This window comes from Halosimplex halophilum (assembly GCF_004698125.1).
GTDB classification, from domain to species: Archaea; Halobacteriota; Halobacteria; order Halobacteriales; family Haloarculaceae; genus Halosimplex; species Halosimplex halophilum.
Window position 1 is genome coordinate 1,311,396 of the sequence record NZ_ML214297.1, and the last position, 19,987, is coordinate 1,331,382.

Consider the following 19,987-nt stretch of genomic DNA (forward strand, 5'->3'; position numbering starts at 1 on the left):
CCGTCGAGGCCGCGACTACCGGTCGATCGGGCGCAGCGTCACCACGTCGCCCTCGTACTCCTCGATGAACGACCCGGGGCCGCCGACGCTGACCTCGCCGCCGTCGGTCTCCAGGTAGAGGCTGGTCTCCAGCGTGTAGTCGTTGGTCGACGGCTCGACGAACGCCTGGCGGACCTGGCTGACGCGGCCGGCGACCTCCGGCCCCTCGTCGGTCCGGACGACCGCCTCCAGTTCGGTCCCCTCGCGGCGGTGGAGGACGGCCTCCAGCACGGAGTGGCGGAACCACTCGAAGGTCCGCGGGAGGTCGCCGGGCTCGCGGACGTGGACTTCCGTCGCCGCCGGCCAGTAGGCGCCGAAGTACAGCCCGACGATCGCCCCCGCGAGGTTGTCCTGCGTGACGGTGACCGCCTCCTTGTCGACGTGGGTGCCCGAGAGGATACCCGAGTGGCCGATCATCGCCGCCTCGTCGTCGGCGGCGTACATGAACGGCAGGCTCTCGGACCACGAGCGGACGACCGCGGCCGTCTCGTCCAGTCCCAGCTCGTCGGCGTCGATGTCGGCCATCCCGCCGACGAGCAGGAAGACGAGCACGCCGCGGTCGACCGCGTCCCGCAGTTCCGGCTCGATGTCCTCGTAGGAGTGGCCCGGGACCGCCACGAGCACCTCGTGGTCGGCCTCGGAGATCCCCCTCCGGAGGCGCTTGACCGCGGTCTCGCGGGCCTTGATGATCTGGATCTCCGGCGTCTGCCGCTCGGTCTGGTTGAACCGCTCCTCCAGCGTCGGGGTGATGGATTCCAGGCGGTTCGACAGCGCGTCGATGGCCTCCTCGGGCGGCCGCGCCCGGATCGTCGTCGGCGAGGCGTGGTCGTTGACGACGACGAGGTCGCGGTCCTCCAGGCGCTCGGCGATGTTGTACACCGCCCGCTGGGTCACGTCCGCCGCCTCCGCGACGGTCCGCACCGTCGTCTCCCCCTGTTCGAGGATCGCCAGGTAGGTGTCGATCTCCGTGTCCGAGAAGCCGAACACGTTCAGCTCGTCCCTGAGCGTGCCGTCGTCGATCCCTTCGTCGGTCATGATATCGGTCCGTTGAGCGGTATCACGTATGGTTGTTCCTCTTGCATATTCGATCGGTGACTCCGCCGTTCCCGCCGTCCGCCGCGTCGCTCGCTCACCACAGCTCCTCGAAGGGGTCCCAGTCGAGGCGGATGAACGCCGCCGAGGCGACGAAGATCACCGCGAGCATCGCGAAGCTCACCACCGAGATCACGAAGGTCCCGGTCCCCCGCTCGACGAACGGGACCGCCAGGACCAGAAACCCCAGCAACACGGCGCTCGCGGTCAGGAACGCGCGCCAGACTGTCGTCACACCCACGTCCTCCGTAGGCGGTGATCGACGGCCGGGCACTTCATGGTCCCGCCGCTGCCCGACCCCGCGCCGGGCCGCCGCATGTCAGAGCGACCCGCGGCCGGACGAGCGGGCGGGAACGCCATCGTCAGTCCCCGGCGTTCGGTGACTCCGCGGCGGCGACGCCCTCCAGGGGTTCGCTGTCCCAGTAGGGGTGGTTCGGGTCCGCCCGGTGGCACGCGACCGCGCGCTCGCCGGCCCCCGACTCGTCCAGGTCCGGCGCCTCGCTCACGCAGGCCTCGCGGGCTTCCGGACAGCGGGTGTGGAACCGGCAGCCCGTCGGCGGGTCGACCGGGTCCGGGATGTCGATCGACCGGACCGGCGGCTCGGTCATCTCCTGGTCGCTGGGGTCGAGGTTGGCCGTCGCCCACCGCAGCACCTTCGTGTATGGGTGCTGGGGGTCGTTCAGCACCTCGTCGGGCGGGCCGACCTCGACGAGCTCGCCGAGGTACATGATCCCGATGCGGCCGTCGGCCTTCTCAGCGAGGTAGCGGGCGTTCGACAGCGTGTGCGAGATGAAGACGAAGGAGGTGTTGAACTGCTCCTGCAACTCGAGCAGCAGGTCCATGGTCTCCACCCGCAGGGACACGTCCAGCGCCGAGACGGCCTCGTCGGCGAGGATCACGTCCGGGTTCATCAACAGTGCGCGCACGAGCGCCACCCGCTGTTGCTCCCCGCCCGACAGCTGGTGCGGGAAGCGGTTGGCGTAGTCCTCGGGCGGCTGCATCCCGACCCGGTCGAGCAGCGCGTAGATGCGCGCCCGCCGGTCCTCCGTCGACAGCTCGGGGTTCCAGCGCTTCAGCGGCGCCTCCAGCGAGGTGACGACCTTCTGGTTCGGGTTCAGCGACGCGCCGGGGTCCTGGTGGATGATCTGCAGCGCCTGGCGGATGTCCCCGTACTCGATCTCGGGGTCACCGACGCCGTCCTTGGCGTCCCAGATGTCCTGGCCGCGATAGGCGACGCTGCCCTCGGTGGGCCGCTGGACGCCGATGATCGCCTTGCCCAGCGTCGTCTTCCCGCAGCCGGACTCCCCGACCAGCGCAAGCACGTCGTTCTCCGGGATGTCGATGCTCACGTCGTCGACCGCGTGGACCGTCTCGGCGTCGCCGGTCAGCGACGCCAGCAGCCCCTGCTCCTCCTCGAAGTGGATGGACACGTCGTCCAGCGAGACGACCGTCTCGTCGTCGGGCGCGGCGAGGGCGCTGCCCCCGCCGCTCGCGCCGCTCGTACCGTCGCCGAACGCGCCGTCGTCGGCCGCGGCCTCGTCGGCCGCCTCGTCGACTGCGCCCGCGACCTCCTCCGCGTCGAACGGCACCGCCTCCTCGGCCCGCTCGTGGTAGAAACACGCCGAGCGCTGGTCCGGGCCGGCGTCGTACCACTCCGGTTTCTCCTCGTGGCAGCGCTGGTCGGCCAGCGGGCACCGCGGCGCGTAGTGGCAGCCGTCCGGGACGTGCGCCGGGTTCGGCGCCGTCCCCTCGATGGGTTTCATCGTCGACAGCGGCGCGTCGAGGTTCGGCACCGCCTTCAGCAGCGCCCTGGTGTAGGGGTGGCTGGAGTCGCGGACGAGCCGCTCGCTCGGGCCGACCTCCGCCAGCTCGAACGCGTAGAGGATGGCCAGCCGGTCGGCCAGCCCCGCGACCAGCGGCAGGTCGTGGGTGATGAACAGGATCGACAGCTCGTACTTCTCCTTGATGTCGTCGAGCAGCGAGAGGATCGACCGCTGCATCAGGAGATCGAGCGCGGCGGTCGGCTCGTCCATCAGGAGCACGTCCGGTTCGAGGATGAGCGAGAGGGCGATCAGCGCCCGCTGGCTCATCCCACCCGACAGCTCGTGGGCGTAGGAGTTCAGCACCCGCTCGGGGTCGAGATACAGGTCCGAGAGGAGCTGGCGGGCCCGCTCCATGCCCTCGTCGACGTCGTAGTCGTGGGCCTCGAGCGTCTCCTCGAAGTGCCCGCCGATGGTCATCGTGGGGTTGAACGACGACAGCGCCCCCTGGAAGACCATCGAGATCTCCTCCCAGCGGAACTGCTTGAGGTCGTCGCCCGAAAGGTCGAGGACGTGGACCGGGTCGGCGTTCGCCGAGGGGTAGTAGCGCACGTCGCCGGTCGTGATCCCGGGCTCCTCGACGGCGTCCATCATCGCGTTGGCGAGCATGGACTTGCCCGAGCCCGACTCGCCGACGCAGCCGAGGATCTCCCCGCGGCGCAGGTCGAGGTTCACGTCGTCTAACACCATCGCGTCGCGGGCCTGCAGGTCGTAGGTGACGCTGACGTTGCGCACCTCGACGATGGGGTCGTCGGTCGCTTCGGCCGTCTGGTCGCGGCCCCGCGAGGGGCCGTCGGTGTCGGTACCGGTCGTGTCGTCGCGTGTGCTCGCCATGTCAGATACCTCCCGTGGCCGCGCTGGTGGCGCCGCCGGGGCCGCCGGTGTCTCCGTCGCCCTCCTCGTCGCCGTCGTCCTCGACGGTCTTGGCGTGGCGGGCGCGGACCCGCGGGTTGAACACGCGGTCGGCGCCCTGCGCGAGCAGGGTCAACCCGAGCGCGAGGACGATGATCGTCACCATCGGGACGAGCAGCCAGTGGAACGCCGCCGCGGAGGAGGTCGCCCCCGCGCGGTTGACGGCGGCGTTCATCATGACGCCCCAGTTGTTGCTGTTGTACGGCAGGACGCCGAGGAAGTACAGCCCGACGGCCCCGAAGATGACCGCGCGGGCCTGCCGGACGAAGTTCATCGAGATGTACGGCATCAGGTTCGGGACGATGTCGCTGCCGATGATCCGCGAGGTCGGGATCCCCATGATGCGGGAGGCCTCGACGTACTCGGCGTCCCGCAGCGTCAGCACCTGCGAGCGGATCGCGCGTGCGAGCCCCGCCCAGGCGTTGACCGTGATGAGGACACCGATGACCACCGGGTGGCCCTCGATCTGCAGCACCGCCGCGAGGACGATCGTCAGCGGCAGCCCCGGGATGGTCATCATCACGTCGGTGATCGTCATCAGGACGCTGTCGACGCGCCCGCCCTTGTAGCCGGCGAGCGTGCCGACGCCCGTCCCGAGGACGACCGTGAACACCGCGCCCGCGGTGATCATCAGCAACATCGCGGGCGTCGCGTAGACGAGCTGCGAGAGGATGTCCACGCCCGAGGCGGTCGTCCCGAACGGGTGGGCCAGCGTCCGGAAGGCCCCGATCAGCCGTTCCCCCTGGTTGGGCGACGGCTCCGCGACGAGGTGCGGGCCGACGATCCCCATGAACAGGTACAGCGTGACGACGACGACCCCGAAGCGGGCCCGCCAGTCGTCCCAGACGATCCGGGCCGGGGCGAGCACCTTCTCCTCGAACCACTGCCGGCGGCGCTCGCTCTCGCTGAGCGTCACGTCGGCCATCTGCTCGAACTCGGAGACCCCGTCCGGTCCCCGACCCGGGGTCGGTCGGCCCGCGCCCCCGGCCTCGCCGCCGTCGGCGCGAAGCTCGGACGACTGGTCGCTCGGCTCACCACGGTCCGCCGGGAGCCGGCCCTTCCACGCGTGGCCGGAGATGGCCGGCCGCGACGGGCCGGCGTCGTCGCCGGCCCCGGTGACCGTCTCCGGGTCGATGGCGTCGTCGTTGCCCGCGATCGCGTCGAAGGCGGGGTCGGACTCCCGTTCGTCGCCGTCCGGCTGCGGGCCGTCGCCGCGCTCGCCGTCAGTAGGACTCACGCGAGGCACCTCCCTTGGCGCGGGGGTCGAGCCAGCCGTAGGTCAGGTCGGCGATGGTGATGCCGATGACCATCGCGACGGTGATCAGGATGAACCCGCCCATCATCAGCGGGTAGTCGCGGGCGCTGATGGACTGGATCAGGTAGAACCCGACGCCCGGGTACGCGAAGATGTTCTCGATGATCACCGCCCCGCCGAAGACGGTCCCGATGGCGATCATCAGACCCGTGTACATCGGCAGGATGGCGTTGCGCGCGACGTACCGCAGGGCGATCCGCCGGGTCGAGAGCCCGCGCAGCCGCGCCACCCGCAGGTAGTCCTCCCCGAGGACCCGTATCGCGTTGCCGCGCATCGACAGCGCCCAGCCGCCGAAGCCGACGACCGCCATCGACGCGATCGGCATCGCCCCGTGGTAGAGGACGCTCAGCAGGAACTCGGGGTTGGTGAGCGCGGGGTCGAGCGCGGAGTTGTACCGCCCGCCCGTCGGGAACAGCTGGTAGCGGTAGCCCAGGTACGCGACGAGCAACAGCGCGACGACGTAGCCCGGCGTCGAGTTGAGCACGAGGCCGACGCCGGTGGACCCGACGTCGAACGTCGAGCCCTCCTTGTAGGCCATGACCGCGCCCAGCGAGACGCCGACGGTGAAGGCGATGAACAGCGCCGAGGCGGTCAGGAACACGGTCCAGGGGATCGCCGGGCCGATGATGCTCGCGACGGGGTCGCCGTACCAGACCGACTGGCCGAAATCGCCCTGCGCGAGGCCGACCATGTAGTCGACGTACTGGACGTACACCGGCTCGTCCGGGTTGATCCCCGACTGGGCCTCGATGCGCCTGTTTATCGCCTCCGGCGACAGGTTGCTGCCCCCCTGCTCCATGATCTGCGCGCGGAGGTAGTCCATCGGTCCCCCCGGCAGGAGCCTGATGAGGGCGAAGCTGAACGACACCACCGCGAAGACGGTGAAAATCGACTGTCCGATGCGTTTGACGAAGTATTTCATGTGTGAAACCGTGTTCGGTGCCGCCTGTTAGCTCCACCGCCGCGCGGACGGAGCGGCCGCCACTCGTGCGGGCGTCATTCCTGGGGCGTGGCCAGGTCGGAGATGTAGTCGTCCGGGACGATGGTCTCCGAGTCGCGCAGGTCCTCGTGGAGGATCGGCGCCTCGTACTCCGTCGGGACGTTCCAGTAGTCCGTGGCGTCCCCGCTCCGGTAGATCCAGTCGAAGTGGAAGTACGGGTGGGTGTGGTTGTACGACGCCCACCCCTGGAGCGCGAGCTTGAAGTCGCCCTCGACGTAGTCGCCGCCCCAGTAGGTCGCCGAGTCCTGCATGATCGGCTCGGACTCGATGCCGAAGTCCTGGAGGTGCGAGACGATGGTCTGGACGCCCGACACCCAGTCGGAGAAGCCCGCCGGCCCCTTGATCGGCAGCTCCAGCGGCTCGCCGTCCTTCTGCCAGGTGCCGTCGCTCTTCTCGTAGCCGGCCTCGCGGAGCAGCTCGGCGGCCCGCTCGGTGCGCTGCTCGGCGCGGCCGTAGGTGTCGAACTCGTCGGCGACGCCCTCGAGCCAGTGGCCCTCGATCTGGTCGTTGAACTCGCCGGTCAGGCCGCTCGGGTACGTGACGGCGACCTTCGACCCGGTGCCGGCCGCGGAGTTGCCCGCCGCGGCCTCGCGGTCGATGACGTTCGCGATCGCCTTCCGGACGCGCACGTCGTCGACCGGCTCGCGGTCGTGGTTGAAGACGATGCCCATCCCCCAGTGGCGGGAGACCAGCGCGGTCTGCATGTGGTCGGGGAGCCGCCGGGTCTGGTTCTGCGGCATGAACAGCGTCGCCGACCCGTCGGTCTCGCCGTTGATGAGCGAGCTCCACCGACCGGAGTTCTCCGGCTTGTAGAGGTACTCGACCTCGGAGAAGTTGATGTTGTCCGCGTCGGGGTGGCCGTCGTACTTCGTGACGAGCGTCCGCTGGCTGTCGGCGTCCTCCCACTGGAAGGGGCCGTTGCCGATCGGCTCGGCGTCGCTGAACTCCGTCAGCTCGCCCAGCGCCGACGACCGCTCCTCCTCGCTCTCGGCCTCGTCGAGCGCCGTCACGTACTCGCCGTAGACCTCGTCGTAGGCGCGCAGCCGCGTCGGCGCGAGCAGCGACAGGAGGATATCCTCGTTGACGGCCTGCTCCAGCGTGATCTCGACGGTCTTCTCGCCGGTGGCCTGCACGCGGTCGGGCACCGCGTTCATGTCGCCCTCCGGCAGGACGTACGGGCCGATCCCGCCGCCCCCGGCGCTGTTGTACAGGTCGAGCTTGATGTGGTTGGCCACGTCGGTCCCGGTGACCGGCTCCCCGTCGTGCCAGGTCTGGCCCTCGCGGACCGAGAGCGTCAGCGTCGACTCGCCGACCTCCCAGTCGCTGATCACGTAGGGGTGGTACTCGCGGGTGGCGACGTTGTACCGCATGAACCGGTCGAAGATCATCCGGCGGGCCTCCCCGTCGTTCGTCCCGTTCCAGACGTTGTACTGGGAGTCGGCCGGGACGGCCCACTGGGCGAGGGTCAGCCGCTCGTCGTCGGCGCCCTCCTTCAGCGTCCAGTCGCCGGTCCGCGGCAGCCAGCTGGTCGGCCAGTACACCTGCATCTTCTCGCTGTCGGCCGACGGGACCGACCAGTCGTCGGTCGCCTGGAACGACTGGGCCAGCTTCTCCATGACCGGCAACACCGGCAGCGTCTGGTTGGTGACGTAGGCCAGCTCCTGGATCGTCCCCATCGAGGTGCTCTCGAACCCTTCCGGCGTGGCGGTCGACTCCGGGGTTCCGGAGCCGCCGTCCGACCCGTCGCCGCCGTCGCCGCCGTCACCGCCGTCGCCGCCGGCCTCTGTATCGGTTTCCACTGCCGACTGTCCACCACAGCCCGCGAGGCCCGTCGCGACGCCCGTCGCACCGAGCAACCGCATCATCCGCCGGCGCGACATGGGCGTCCCGTTCGACCCGTGGTTCTGGTTGTCAGACATCGCTCGTTCAAGACCATGATAGACTTACCCATAAAACTTTGGTTGAATCTGTTCTTCAATATCCTCGCCAGAATTAAGTGAGTCGTTCCAGTCAGTATTTGTCGAGCGGAGTCCGCGCCGGACTTCCGGACACGACCCATGAAACGCATCCAAGCGATACGACGTGATAAGCGAATCGCCGGACGCGAGTGGGACGGTACCGCGCCCCATCCGGGGCCCGCGGTCCCGTCCCCGAGGGCCCGACGGGACGGTGACCGGCGATGAGCGGCGTCGCCGACGACGAGCGGGTCTGGTGGAAGGAGGCGGTCGTCTACCAGGTCTACCCCAAGAGTTTCGCCGACAGCGACGGCGACGGGGTCGGCGACCTGCCGGGGCTGGTCGACCGCGTCGACTACCTCGACGAGCTGGGCGTCGACGCCGTCTGGCTCAACCCCGTCTACGCCTCGCCGCAGGCCGACAACGGCTACGACATCGCCGACTACCGCGCCATCGACGACGCCTACGGCGACATGGGAGACTGGGAACGCCTGCGCGACGAACTCCACGAACGCGGGATTCGTCTGATCATGGACCTGGTGGTCAACCACACCTCCGACGAGCACGAGTGGTTCCAGCGCTCGCGCCGCGGGGACCGCGAGTACGCCGACTACTACCACTGGGTCGAGGGCGAGCCCGACGAGCCGCCCAACGACTGGGAGTCCGTGTTCGGCGGCCCCGCCTGGTCCTACGACGACGAGCGCGGGGCGTGGTACCTCCACCTCTTCGACGAGAAACAGCCCGACCTGAACTGGGCCGACCCCGACGTGCGCGAGTCGGTCTACGACATGATGGAGTGGTGGCTCGACCGGGGCATCGACGGCTTCCGCATGGACGTGATCAACATGATCTCCAAGGCGGCGGGCTACCCCGACGGCGGCGCGGAGCACTTCATGAACGGCCCGCGCGTCCACGAGTACGTCGGCGAGATGGTCGACGAGGTGCTGGACGACGAGGCGATCCTAGCCGTCGGCGAGACGCCCGGCGTCTCCGTCGACGACGCCCGCGAGTACGTCGGTGCCGACGGCGACGGCCTCTCGATGCTCTTCCAGTTCGAGCACGTCACCTTCGACCACGGCGACGCCAAGTGGGACGCCGGCGAGCCCGACCTCGTCGAGTTCAAGGAGATCCTCGCGAAGTGGCAGGAGGGCCTGGCCGACGAGGGCTGGAACTCGCTGTACCTGAACAACCACGACCAGCCCCGCATGGTCTCGCGGTTCGGCGACGACGGTGAGTACCGCCGGAAGTCCGCGAAGCTACTCGGGACGCTCACCCACACCCTCGGCGGCACGCCGTTCGTCTACCAGGGCGAGGAGATCGGCATGACGAACGCGCCCTTCGAGTCCCGGGAGGACCTCCGGGACGTGGAGGCGCGCAACTACGTCGCGTCGGCCGTCGACGATCCCGACGGCCACGCCGACGACTACGAGGACGTGCGCGAGGCCGTCGAGGCGATGTCCCGCGACAACGCCCGCACCCCGATGCAGTGGAGCGACGAGGCGGCCGCCGGCTTCACCGACGGCGACCCGTGGATCGGTGTCAACCCCAACTACACCGAGGTCAACGTCTCCCGGGCCCGCACCGACCCCGACTCGGTGTTCCACTACTACTGCGACCTGATCGACCTTCGGGACCGCGACCTGCTCGTCTACGGCGACTTCGAGCTGCTCGCCCCCGACCACCCGGGCATCTTCGCGTACACCCGCACGCTCGCGGGCGACGGCGACGGACCCACCGAGCGGGCGCTCGTCGTCCTCAACTTCGACGACGAGCCGACGACGTTCGACGTGCCCGACGGCGTGACCGTCGACGGCCTCGAACTCGCGCTCGCCAACGACGACGCCCCCGAACTCCCGGAGCGGACGCTCGAGCTCGGCCCGTGGGAGGCGCGGGTCTACCTGACGCCCCCGGTCGACGACCCGGGGGCAGAGACGACGAGTACCGATGCGGCAACCACGGACGCAGCGACCACCGGCCGACCGACCGACGACACGACGACCAGAGAACGATGACAGGGCAGCGACAGACACAGGAGAGTCGTATCGACCGCGAGTGGTGGAAGGAGGCAGTCGTCTACCAGATCTACCCGCGGAGCTTCGCGGACAGCGACGGCGACGGCGTCGGCGACATCCCGGGGATCACCGAGCGCGTCGACTACCTCGACGAACTCGGGGTCGACGTGGTGTGGCTCTCGCCGGTCTACGACTCGCCGAACCACGACAACGGCTACGACATCCGCGACTACCGCGCCATCAACGAGGAGTTCGGCGACATGGCCGACTGGGAGGCGCTGCGCGACGAACTCCACGACCGGGACATGAAGCTCATCATGGACCTGGTGGTCAACCACACCTCCAACGAACACGAGTGGTTCCAGCGCTCGCGCCGCGAGGAGGGCGAGTACGCCGACTACTACCACTGGGTCGAGGGCGAACCCGACGAGCCCCCGAACAACTGGGAGTCGCTGTTCGGCGGGTCGGCGTGGTCGTGGGACGACGAACGGGAGGCGTGGTACCTCCACGTCTTCAACGAGAACCAGCCCGACCTCAACTGGCGCAACCCCGACGTGCGAGAAGCGGTCAAAGACATCGTCACCTGGTGGGTCGAGAAGGGCATCGACGGCTTCCGCATGGACGCCATCAGTCACCTCTCCAAGCGGGAAGGCTACCCCGACGGCGACCCCGACGAGGAGGGGCCGCTCGGCTCGGAGCACTACACCTTCGGCCCGCGGCTGGGCGAGTACCTCGACGAACTCGGCGCGGTCGTCCCCGAGGCGGCGATGTCCGCCGGGGAGATGGGCGGCGCCGACGCCGACGACGCCCGAGAGTTCGTCCAGCGGGGGGACTGCCTGGACATGGTGTTCCACTTCGACCACCTCGACGTCGACCAGGCCGACGACTGGACCGACGACAACTGGGGCGAGTGGAGCCTTCCGGAGTTCAAGGAGCTGATGACCCGCAACCAGCGGGAAGTCGCCGAACCCGCCTGGGAAGCGCTGTTCCTCGGCAACCACGACCACCCGCGGATCGTCTCGCGGTTCGGCGACGACTCCTACCGCCGGCGCTCGGCGAAGTGCATCGCCACCTTCCTGCTGACGATGCGGGGCACCCCCTACCTCTACCAGGGACAGGAGCTCGGGATGACCAACACCGAGTTCGAGAGTCTGGAGGAGATCGACGACGTGATGACGGTCGGCCTCGTCGAGGACATGCTCGACGCCGGGACCGTCGACGCCTTCGACGACGTGCGCGAGGCGGTCAACTACCGCAGCCGCGACCACGCCCGCACGCCGATGCACTGGTCCGACGACGAGCGGGCCGGCTTCACGGACGGCGAGCCGTGGCTGCCCGTCAACGACAACTACACCGAGATCAACGCCGCGGCCGCCCGCGCCGACGACGGGTCCGTCTTCCACCACTACCGCCGGCTGATCGACCTCCGGGACGACGACCCCGTGTTCGTCTACGGCGACTACGACCCGCTCGTCCCCGACGACGAACAGTTCTTCGCGTTCACCCGAACCCTCGACGGCGAACGGCGGCTCGTCGTCTGTAACTGGTCCGACGAACGGGCGACGTTCGAGCCCGGGGACTTCGCCGCGACCGACGCCGAGGTCCTGCTCGCCAACTGCGACGACCCGCCGGCCGACCCCGTCGGCGCGACCTTCCGCCCGTTCGAGGCGGTCGTCTACGCCTGCTAGTAGCCGGTTCCGAGGTAGGTGTGGACCGCCTCGCCGGACTCGAGCACGTCCGCGAGCGCCACCGCGAAGTCCTCCATCGAGATGTAGCTGTCGCCCCCGTCGTCGGCGACGAGTTCGCCCTCCGCGGTGCGGTACTCCCCGGTCCGCTCGCCGGGTTCGATCAGCGCGGCCGGCGCGAGGTACGTCCACTCCAGGTCGTCGGCCTCCGCCAGGACCTCGTAGGCGTCGATGGCCGCCCGGGCGAGCGGCTCCCACTCGTCGGGGAAGTCGTCGGTCTCGACGAGACGGGTGTCCGGTCCGACGTACAGGCCGCCGGCGCCGCCCGTCCAGACGAGCCGGTCGACCGACGCCCGTCGCAGCCCCTCGACGGTCGCCTCCATCATCTCCACGAGTACGGCCGGGTCCTCGCCCTCTCCCGGGCCGAGCGCGCTGGCGACGGCGTCGTGGCCGGTCGCCAGCCGGGCCACGGCGTCCGGATCGCTCGCGTCGCCCGACACGGCGACGAACGACGGGTCGTCGACCCCCTCGACCGTCCCGCTCCGCGAGACGCCCGTGACCTCGTGGCCGCGGTCGAGCAGTTCCGACGCGACGCGCCGTCCGATCCGTCCGCTCGCTCCGAGCAGCAGTACGCGCATGAGTGAGGGTTGGAACCTGAGAGACATATAACCGCACCACTCCGCGGCGGCGAAATCACACCGTTCGGTACCCGGTCGCCCCGATCCGTCCGGTCGGCGGCCGCCGGGTCAGAACCCCCAGCGCAGACCGGACATGGTGGCGACGATGGCGACCATCAGCAGCAGTTCGACCATGCTCAGCATGCCGTACTTCCTGTTGAGGTCGGCGAGTCGCTCGTGGTCGGTGTCCTCGGCGGCGATCTCGTCGAACATCCCCGCCGTGAACTTGTGCAGCGGCCCGAACCCGAGGACCAGCAGCGCGACCGCGAGCCCGAGCGCCGCCCACAGCGACGGCGTCGGCGACGCCCACAGCCCCATCATGTCGGCGAGGCCGATCCCGGAGCCGACGACCCCGACCGAGACCGGTTCCATGAGCAGGTTCATCTTCGGGACGAACCCCTCGGCGAACTCGACGTTCGCCTCCTCGGAGAGGCTGCCCATGACGGGCCCGAGGACGACCGCACCGAGCACCGCCGTCCCGAACCAGAAGGCGCCCAGGAACAGGTGGACGGTGAACATGACCCGGACGTCGCCCGACAGGTACCCCACCACGGGCAGCAACAGCGGGACGAGGACCGCCCCGATCGCGAACGGCCTGGACGCGGCCAGCGCCATGAACCGGTACCGTTCGCGGCGATTCGTCGGTCGCTGTATCTCTGCTAGTGACATCGCATCCCACACTCCATGGCAAGGTAATTCCAACTATCGTACAAAAATGCCGTGGGTCGGTGGCTCCGGACGGGTCGCTCGACCGCGCGGGCGACTGCGCGATCGTCGCCGCAGGACCGGGCCGTCGCCGCCGTCGCACCGGTGCTGTCGGTGCCGGTCGAGGTACTGGTTCCGGGCGGGACCTCCACAAAGGATTCAATTCAGCCGGGAGTCTCCCCGGCCGATATGGTTTCCCGCCGGGCGCGTGTGGCCGTCGCTGTCGTTGTCCTCGTCCTCGGAGCCCTGGTCGCGGTATCGCTCGCCCAGCAGCGCGCGCTCGCCGCCGAGCGGACCCACGTCACGGACCGCCTCGACGACGCGTCGTGTCTTTCCGGCTGGGGCGTCGACGAGGGGACGGCGACGAGAGAGGTGTCGGTCACTGGGGCAGGCGTCGCCGGCCTGGCGGTCACCGTGCGCGTCCCGTACGCGTACACGCGGCCCCTCGGCAACGAGACACTGCACGCCGACGCGGCCGCGGCGGCGACCTACCGCGTGTCCGTCACGGGGGCGCACCGCATGGCTGGCGACAGTATCGACCCGTGTTGAGGGCACGGCGCACGATACAGACGACCGTCACGCGGAAGCTGACTAGGGACGCTCGTGGCACGAGCACCCCGGAACTTCACCGGCCCCGTTCGATATAGCGATATACAATGTATCGTCGGCTCGCGAACCGTTCGCGAGGTGGATCGCCGACGGCCGGATCTGCGGTTCAGATCACGTTTCTTGGCGCCTCTCCGGTCGATAGGGCGGTCACTATCCGGAGATACCGACGAGAGGCGACGAGCGCGTGTCGCGAAAGGAAGCGGCGGTCGTGGGTGCGGGAGTCGGGCGCCGGCGGCCCTACTCCGAGTACAGCGAGTAGACGATGACGGCGAAGCCGGCCGCCGTCAGCGCGCTCTCGATGGCGAGCGCGAAGTCGGCGACGGTCTGGTTGTCGACGTTCCCGCCGAAGAAGGGGACGTTCACGCCGAACAGCGAGAAGCGTATCGCCTGGTCGATGGCGCCCGCGAGGAAGGTTCCCGCCGTGACGATCCCGAACCCGACCGCGAGATACCACAGCGGCCGGGCGCCGCTCCGGCGGTAGGCCTTGTAGGAGAAGTAGGTGATCATCCCGCCGAGGATGAGCGTGATGGTCTTCAACGCGACGAGTACGACCGTTCCGGGTGTAGCGTGTGGGCTCATGTTTCCTTGCGCACCTCCGACCAGAGCGATTCGAGCCGCTGGTCCGGCGTCCGGGGCCGACGGGCGATCTCGGTTTCGAACTCGCGCTCCTCGGTCAAAGCGATGACGACTTCCTCGAAGTCGACCTCGTAGATGCTGGCGTGCTGGCCGTCGGGGCGGATCTCGGTGCCCTCGAACAGGAGCTGGGCCTCCTCCAGCCGGTCGAGCTTCCGGTAGGTCGTCGAGAGAGGGATGTCGCTGGCCTCGGAGATTTCGCTGGCGGTCATCGGTTCCTCCAGCGCGCTGACGATGGCCCGGCAGTCGGGGTCGTCGAGCGCGTCCAGCACGTCCTGGAGGGCCGGCGCCTCGTCGTCCGCGAACGGGTCACGGACCATTGCTAGCGGCCACTTACCGGACGACCGTTATAGTCGCACCGACACACGACGGCCGCGATCGGCCGCGACTCCCCGAGAGCGACCGGTCCCGACGCCTCGGACACGTCACACGATCCGGACATATCCGAGCGGTCGTCCGACGAGCCGGCGTGTGCTCCGACCGCTCAGGGTCGGCCCTCCGTCCGGACCGCCTCGGTCGCGTCCTCCCAGGGGAGCGGGCCGTCGTAGTCCGGCGGGACGTACCCGCAGAGCGGGTCGCTCGCCAGCGGGTCGCCGGTGTGGGCGTACGCCCGCGACCGGCTCCCGCCGCAGACATTTCGGAACGGACAGGCGCCGCACTTCCCGCGCAGTTCGTCGCGGTCCCGCAGCGCCGTGAACAGTTCCGACTCGCGGTACACCTCGGCGACGTGGTCCTCGGGCACCGTGCCTGCGGACTTCGGGAGGAACCCCGAGGGGTACACCTCGCCGGTGTGGCTGACAAACGCGAAGCCGTCCCCCGCGAGGACGCTCGCCCGCCGGTTCTCGTCGGCCGTGGGAGCGTCGCCCGACGCCCCGCCCTCCGACTCGGCGGCCGCCTGCCGGCGGACCCGCCGGTAGTGGGGCGCCTCCGTCGTCTTCAGGCCGAACGGCGCCTCGTCGGCCACCTCGGCCAGCCACTCCATGACCCGCTCGGCCCGGTCGGGTGCGATGGGGTCAAGCACCTGTCCGCGGCCGACGGGGACGAGGAAGAACACGCTCCACAGCACCGCGCCGAGGTCGGCCACCACGTCCCGGATCGCCGGCAGGTCCTCGACGGTGTCGGCGCAGACCGTGGTGTTGATCTGCAGCGGGATCCCCGCCTGTTGGGCCTGTCTCGCGGCCCGCATGGTCGCCTCGAAACTCCCCGATTCGCCGCGGAAGGCGTCGTGGCGCTCGGGCGTCGCGCCGTCCACGCTCAGGGCCATCCGCTTGAGGCCGGCGTCGGCCAGGTCCCCGATGGCGCCGGCGTCGAGTTCGTCCGTGCCGCTGGGCGTCAGCGAGACCGTGAGCCCCTGGTCGGTCCCGTAGTCGACCAGTTCCACCAGGTCCGGCCGTTTCATCGGGTCGCCGCCCGAGAGGACGACCAGCTGGCGGTCGCCGAAGTCCGCCGCCTGGCCGAGCAGCCGCTTCCCCTCGGCCGTCGAGAGCTCGTCGGGGTGGCGGGCCGGCCGGGCGTCGGCCCGGCAGTGGTCGCAGGTCAGCTCGCAGGCCTGGGTGACCTCCCAGATGAGCACGAGCGGCCGCTCGGCGGTGTCGACCGGCGGCCGCATCAGCGCCACCTCCGTCGGCGAGCGGTCGGGCGGTCTCGGTCCCGTTCCGGCCGTCCCTCGGCGCCCGGCGGCCCCGTTCGGGTCTCGGTCATCGCCCCGAAGTTCGGGCCGCTCCACCTAAGCGGGCGACCGCGTTCCCAGTGTCTGAAAATACGGTCGGGTGGGTATGAATGGCGAGTCCGTCCCGTCCGATATGTCCGACCCCGACCCCGACGCCGGCCCCGACGACCGCGCCCCGGGTGACGCGCTCGACGCGACCGTCGACGCGCCCCGCGGCGACGTGACCCGGGAGTGGGAGCTGTTCGTCCGCGAGGAGTCCGACGAGCCGCTGACCCACGCCGGCAGCGTCAGCGCCCCCTCGGCCGAGATCGCCCGCGAGCAGGCCGAACGGCTGTTCGGCTGGACCGCCGAGACGCTGTGGCTCTGCCCCGCCGACGAGACCCGGCGGTTCGCCGCCGACGGCGTCGCGCTCTCCGACCGCGCCGGCGACGGCAAGACCGACGGATCGACCAGGGCGGCCGGAGCGACCGCCGCCGGGGGTGACGAGGCGTGATCTCGGTCAGCAAACTCCTCTGTGACCTGGACGCGGAGGGCGACGGGCTCCGCTACGACGCCGCCGACGAGTCCGAGAAAGAGCAGATCCGCGAGCGCAAGCAGCGCCGGCCGGTCGTCGTCTGGAACTGCACGAAGCAGTGCAACCTCTACTGCGACCACTGCTACGCGGCCGCCGAGACCGAGCCCGCCCCCGGCGAGATGACCACCGCCGAGGGCAAGCAGTTCCTCGACGAACTCGCCGAGTTCGGCGCACCCGTGGTGCTCTTCTCGGGCGGCGAACCGCTGGCCAGGGAGGACCTCGTCGAGCTGGTCGCCCACGCCAGCGACGCCGGGCTCCGGCCGGTCCTCTCGACCAACGGGACGCTGCTGACCGAGGAGCGCGCCGACCGACTCCGCGAGGCGGGACTCAAGTACGTCGGCGTCTCCGTCGACGGGATGCCCGAGCGCAACGACGCCTTCCGCGGTCAGGAAGGCGCCTTCGAGCGCGCGCTGGAGGGCATCGAGGCATCCCAGGCCGCCGGGCTGAAGACCGGGCTCCGCTACACGATCACCCGCCACAACGCCGACGACCTGGAGGACGTGGTGGAACTGCTGGCCGACCGCGGCGTCGACCGCTTCTGTTTCTACCACCTCGACTACGGCGGCCGCGGCGCGGAGATCCAGGACGTGGACCTGACGCCCGACGAGCGCCGCGAGGCGGTTCGCCGGGTCTGCGAGCTGACCCGCGAGTACCACGACCGGGGCCACGAGATCGAGACGCTGCTGGTGGGCAACTACGCCGACGCGGGCTACCTCGTCGAGTACGCTCGCCGGGAACTGGGCGAGGCGATGGCCGACCGGATCCACGGCTACCTCCTGGAGAACGGCGGCGACCCGACGGGCGAGCGGATCGCCGACGTGGACTACCAGGGCAACGTCCACCTCACCCAGTTCTGGCAGGGCTACTCGCTTGGCAACGTCCGCGACCGCCCGTTCGGCGAGGTCTGGACCGACGAGTCGAACCCGCTGCTGGGCGCGCTGCGCGAACGGGAGGAGCACCTCACCGGTCGCTGTGCCGACTGCCAGTACCAGGACATCTGCCGGGGCGCCTCCCGGCTCCGGGCGCTGTCCGACGGGGACGACCCCTTCGGCCCCGACCCGCAGTGCTATCTCACGCCCGAGGAGCGCGGGATCGACGGCGAGACGGGCGCTCCGGAGCCTGCGGACTGAGCGGACTCCGGGGGCGTCGACGTCGTCCCTGCGGCCGATATATCGTTATCCGCGATATCGAATCGACCACCGTCGGTAGAACTGCGCCCCGCCTCATCCGCGAGCACGGCGCCGCACAGCCGATAGCGCGTCCGAACCGGATCCGGGTGCGCTGCCGAGTCTCCGTGACGGCATCGCCACGGTTTCGGTCGCCCTAAAATCCGGAACCTCTTTATACGATTTAGGCTAGCCTAATCCCATGCGACGGGAGTCGGCCGTACCGAGCGAGACGGACGACAGGGCGGGGTCCGCGCCGGACGGATGAGCGGGGTACCCCAGTACCTCCTGGCCATCTACATCGCGGAACACCGGCGCAGTCCGCCGGTCCCGCCGGGGACCCTCGCGGAGATGCTCGACAGGTCGCCGGCGTCGGCGACGGAGATGTGCCAGCGGCTCGCCGACGACGGGCTGGTCGACTACGAGCCCTACGAGGGCGTGACGCTGACCGAGGCGGGCCGCGAGCGGGCCGAACAGCTCCACGAGACGTACGTGACCGTCTCGTGGTTCTTCCGGGGCGTGCTCGACCTCGACGACCACGAGACGGAGGCGATGGAGCTGGCCGGGCTGGTCAGCCCGACGGTCGCCGAGCGGCTCGCGGCCACGCTCCCCAGCGACCCCGAGGCCGCCGAGTGAGTCAGTCCCTCCGCGGTTCGTCGCTCGCCGTGTCGGCCGCGACCGGACGGTCCAGGGCTGGCTCCGCCGCTACCTCTCCGTCGGTCGGTCCGGCGTCGCCGGTCGAGCCGACCGCGCGCTCGCCGCCGGGGAGCACCCGGAGCGCGAGCACGAGCCCGGAGCCGGCGAGGACGAGCCCGCCGGCGACGGCGAAGGCCGCGAGGTAGCCGAACGACGCCGCCCAGCCGCCGAGGACGCCGCCGACGCCGCCGGCAACGGCCCCCAGCGCGGTGTGGGCGCCGAGCAGTTCCCCGCGGGCCGCCGGCGGCGCGAGCCGCGTGACGATAGCCGTCCCGACGACGGCGATGACCGCCCACGTCGCGCCGATCGCCGCGAGGCCGACGCCCGCGGCGCCGAGTTCGAGCGCCGCCGCGCCCAGCCCGCCCACCAGCGCGACCGCCGGGAAGAGCACTCCCCGGAGCGCCAGCGCGCCCGACTGGACCACCCGCGCGTCGTAGCGGGCGGCGACGCGACCGGCGCCCCCGTAGAGAGCCGCCGAGGCGAGGCTGGAGACCAGGTACAGGCCGAACACCGTCCCGGAGTCGAACGACGCGTCCGTGAGAAACAGTGGGAGCGGCGCCCAGAAGGCGGCGAAGCCGGCGAAAAACAGCGTCGCCGCGGCAGGTACGTCGCCAGCGCGGCGTCGAGGCGCCCGCGGAGCCGCCGGGGGTCGAGCCCGCGGGTCGTCCAGTAGAGCCGGTTCGGCGCGAACGGGAACGTGGCGCCCCGGACCGGCAGCCGGACGCTCGCGACGATCCGGGCGATCCGACGGGTCTTCCGCTCGCCGGTGACGTGGTCTTCCGGCGCCGGGTCGGGGAGCGTCCGGGCGGCGCCGACGGCGCTGGCGCCGGCGCAGGCCGCGAGCAGCCAGAACAGGGCGCGGGTGGCCGAGGCGGCGCCGACGAGGCGCACGCCGACCAGCGGCCAGACGGTCCCGAGGACCAGGCCGCCCGCCCAGCCGTACCCCTGGAAGGTGTTCAGCCGGCCGATGCGGTCGTTCCAGGTAGATTCGGGAGCGTCGTCGACGACCAGCATCGTCAGGACGGGCGCGACCGACCCGACGACCAGCCACAGCGCCGCGTTGGCGGCGATGACCGCGGGGACGGTCGCGAGAGACGGGACGACCGCCAGCGCGACCGCGACGGTCGCCAGCGTCGCCAGGACGAGCGGGCGACGCCGGTCGACCCGGTTGGCGAGGCGGCCGAACGCGACCGCCCCCGGCGCGCCGACGAGCGCCGCCGTCGCCGCGAGATACCCCAGTTGCGCGGGAGTGGCCCCCAGCTGGACGATATACAGCGGGACCAGCAGCGAGGCGCCGCCGAACGCGGCGGAGCCGAGCGCCCACGGGTAGAGCCAGCGGTCGGTCATCGGGGGGTCGTCCGCCCGTTGGGAAACCCGACGTAAATAGCCGGGTGGCACCGGCCGCGGCGGCCGCCCGCACGACCGGCC

General features: G+C 70.4%; 17 protein-coding genes and 1 pseudogene. 6 read left to right on the forward strand and 12 right to left on the reverse strand.

The features are described 5' to 3' along the window. Nucleotides 1-15: 15 nt before the first annotated feature. The 6 genes from E3328_RS06635 to E3328_RS06660 form a co-directional block, all read right to left on the reverse strand. Nucleotides 16-1,074, reverse strand: coding sequence for a TrmB family transcriptional regulator (locus tag E3328_RS06635; RefSeq protein ID WP_135363806.1), 1,059 nt, complete (start codon nucleotides 1,072-1,074; stop codon nucleotides 16-18). Between the two features lie 94 nt (nucleotides 1,075-1,168). Next, the gene (locus E3328_RS06640) at nucleotides 1,169-1,366 is read right to left on the reverse strand and encodes a hypothetical protein (RefSeq protein WP_135363807.1); all 198 of its coding nucleotides are present in this window, start codon (nucleotides 1,364-1,366) and stop codon (nucleotides 1,169-1,171) included. A 127-nt stretch (nucleotides 1,367-1,493) separates the two neighbouring features. After that, on the reverse strand, nucleotides 1,494-3,785 hold the full coding sequence (locus E3328_RS06645; protein ID WP_246022913.1) for an ABC transporter ATP-binding protein: 2,292 nt from the start codon (nucleotides 3,783-3,785) through the stop codon (nucleotides 1,494-1,496). A gap of 1 nt (nucleotide 3,786) precedes the next feature. Further along, complete coding sequence (locus tag E3328_RS06650) at nucleotides 3,787-5,100, reverse strand: ABC transporter permease (protein WP_246022915.1); 1,314 nt, start codon at nucleotides 5,098-5,100, stop codon at nucleotides 3,787-3,789. Next, a complete protein-coding gene (locus E3328_RS06655; protein WP_135363808.1) occupies nucleotides 5,087-6,100 on the reverse strand; it encodes an ABC transporter permease in 1,014 nt (337 codons plus the stop codon). Before E3328_RS06655 ends, E3328_RS06650 begins: the two co-directional genes overlap by 14 nt. A gap of 74 nt (nucleotides 6,101-6,174) precedes the next feature. Then, nucleotides 6,175-8,097, reverse strand: coding sequence for an ABC transporter substrate-binding protein (locus tag E3328_RS06660; protein ID WP_135363809.1), 1,923 nt, complete (start codon nucleotides 8,095-8,097; stop codon nucleotides 6,175-6,177). 260 nt (nucleotides 8,098-8,357) lie between these two features. Here E3328_RS06660 and E3328_RS06665 point away from each other — a divergent pair, with 260 nt between their 5' ends. Together E3328_RS06665 and E3328_RS06670 are read left to right on the forward strand one after the other, a co-directional pair. After that, a complete protein-coding gene (locus tag E3328_RS06665) occupies nucleotides 8,358-10,145 on the forward strand; it encodes a glycoside hydrolase family 13 protein (RefSeq protein WP_135363810.1) in 1,788 nt (595 codons plus the stop codon). Further along, the gene (locus tag E3328_RS06670; protein WP_135363811.1) at nucleotides 10,142-11,833 is read left to right on the forward strand and encodes a glycoside hydrolase family 13 protein; all 1,692 of its coding nucleotides are present in this window, start codon (nucleotides 10,142-10,144) and stop codon (nucleotides 11,831-11,833) included. Before E3328_RS06665 ends, E3328_RS06670 begins: the two co-directional genes overlap by 4 nt. Here E3328_RS06670 and E3328_RS06675 read toward each other — a convergent pair. After that, nucleotides 11,830-12,468, reverse strand: coding sequence for an NAD(P)-dependent oxidoreductase (locus E3328_RS06675; RefSeq protein ID WP_135363812.1), 639 nt, complete (start codon nucleotides 12,466-12,468; stop codon nucleotides 11,830-11,832). The genes E3328_RS06670 and E3328_RS06675 overlap by 4 nt on opposite strands. Nucleotides 12,469-12,576: 108 nt before the next feature. Then, nucleotides 12,577-13,176, reverse strand: a complete 600-nt coding sequence (locus E3328_RS06680; RefSeq protein WP_135363813.1) for a hypothetical protein — start codon at nucleotides 13,174-13,176, stop codon at nucleotides 12,577-12,579. A gap of 225 nt (nucleotides 13,177-13,401) precedes the next feature. Here E3328_RS06680 and E3328_RS06685 point away from each other — a divergent pair, with 225 nt between their 5' ends. Further along, nucleotides 13,402-13,761, forward strand: a complete 360-nt coding sequence (locus E3328_RS06685) for a hypothetical protein (RefSeq protein WP_135363814.1) — start codon at nucleotides 13,402-13,404, stop codon at nucleotides 13,759-13,761. A 297-nt stretch (nucleotides 13,762-14,058) separates the two neighbouring features. On the opposite strand, the gene E3328_RS06690 is transcribed toward E3328_RS06685, so the two are convergent. From E3328_RS06690 to E3328_RS06700, 3 genes are all read right to left on the reverse strand, one after another. After that, nucleotides 14,059-14,400: a DUF7521 family protein gene (locus tag E3328_RS06690; RefSeq protein WP_135363815.1), complete on the reverse strand. Its 342-nt coding sequence runs from the start codon at nucleotides 14,398-14,400 to the stop codon at nucleotides 14,059-14,061. Beyond that, nucleotides 14,397-14,774: a winged helix-turn-helix domain-containing protein gene (locus E3328_RS06695; protein WP_135363816.1), complete on the reverse strand. Its 378-nt coding sequence runs from the start codon at nucleotides 14,772-14,774 to the stop codon at nucleotides 14,397-14,399. The genes E3328_RS06690 and E3328_RS06695 overlap by 4 nt, the downstream gene beginning before the upstream one ends. 164 nt (nucleotides 14,775-14,938) lie before the next feature. Then, on the reverse strand, nucleotides 14,939-16,063 hold the full coding sequence (locus tag E3328_RS06700) for a TIGR04053 family radical SAM/SPASM domain-containing protein (RefSeq protein WP_135363817.1): 1,125 nt from the start codon (nucleotides 16,061-16,063) through the stop codon (nucleotides 14,939-14,941). Nucleotides 16,064-16,229: 166 nt separating this feature from the next. Between E3328_RS06700 and E3328_RS06705 the strand changes: the two genes are divergently transcribed. From E3328_RS06705 to E3328_RS06715, 3 genes are all read left to right on the forward strand, one after another. Further along, nucleotides 16,230-16,616, forward strand: coding sequence for an Htur_1727 family rSAM-partnered candidate RiPP (locus tag E3328_RS06705; RefSeq protein WP_209452139.1), 387 nt, complete (start codon nucleotides 16,230-16,232; stop codon nucleotides 16,614-16,616). After that, nucleotides 16,613-17,827 carry a TIGR04347 family pseudo-SAM/SPASM protein gene (locus E3328_RS06710; RefSeq protein ID WP_135363818.1) on the forward strand — a complete coding sequence of 405 codons (1,215 nt, stop codon included), beginning with the start codon at nucleotides 16,613-16,615 and terminating at the stop codon, nucleotides 17,825-17,827. Before E3328_RS06705 ends, E3328_RS06710 begins: the two co-directional genes overlap by 4 nt. A gap of 300 nt (nucleotides 17,828-18,127) precedes the next feature. Then, complete coding sequence (locus E3328_RS06715) at nucleotides 18,128-18,499, forward strand: metal-dependent transcriptional regulator (RefSeq protein ID WP_135363819.1); 372 nt, start codon at nucleotides 18,128-18,130, stop codon at nucleotides 18,497-18,499. 1 nt (nucleotide 18,500) lies between these two features. On the opposite strand, the pseudogene E3328_RS22835 reads toward E3328_RS06715, so the two are convergent. After that, nucleotides 18,501-19,906 (reverse strand): annotated as a pseudogene (locus E3328_RS22835) (MFS transporter). Between the last annotated feature and the right edge of the window lie 81 nt (nucleotides 19,907-19,987).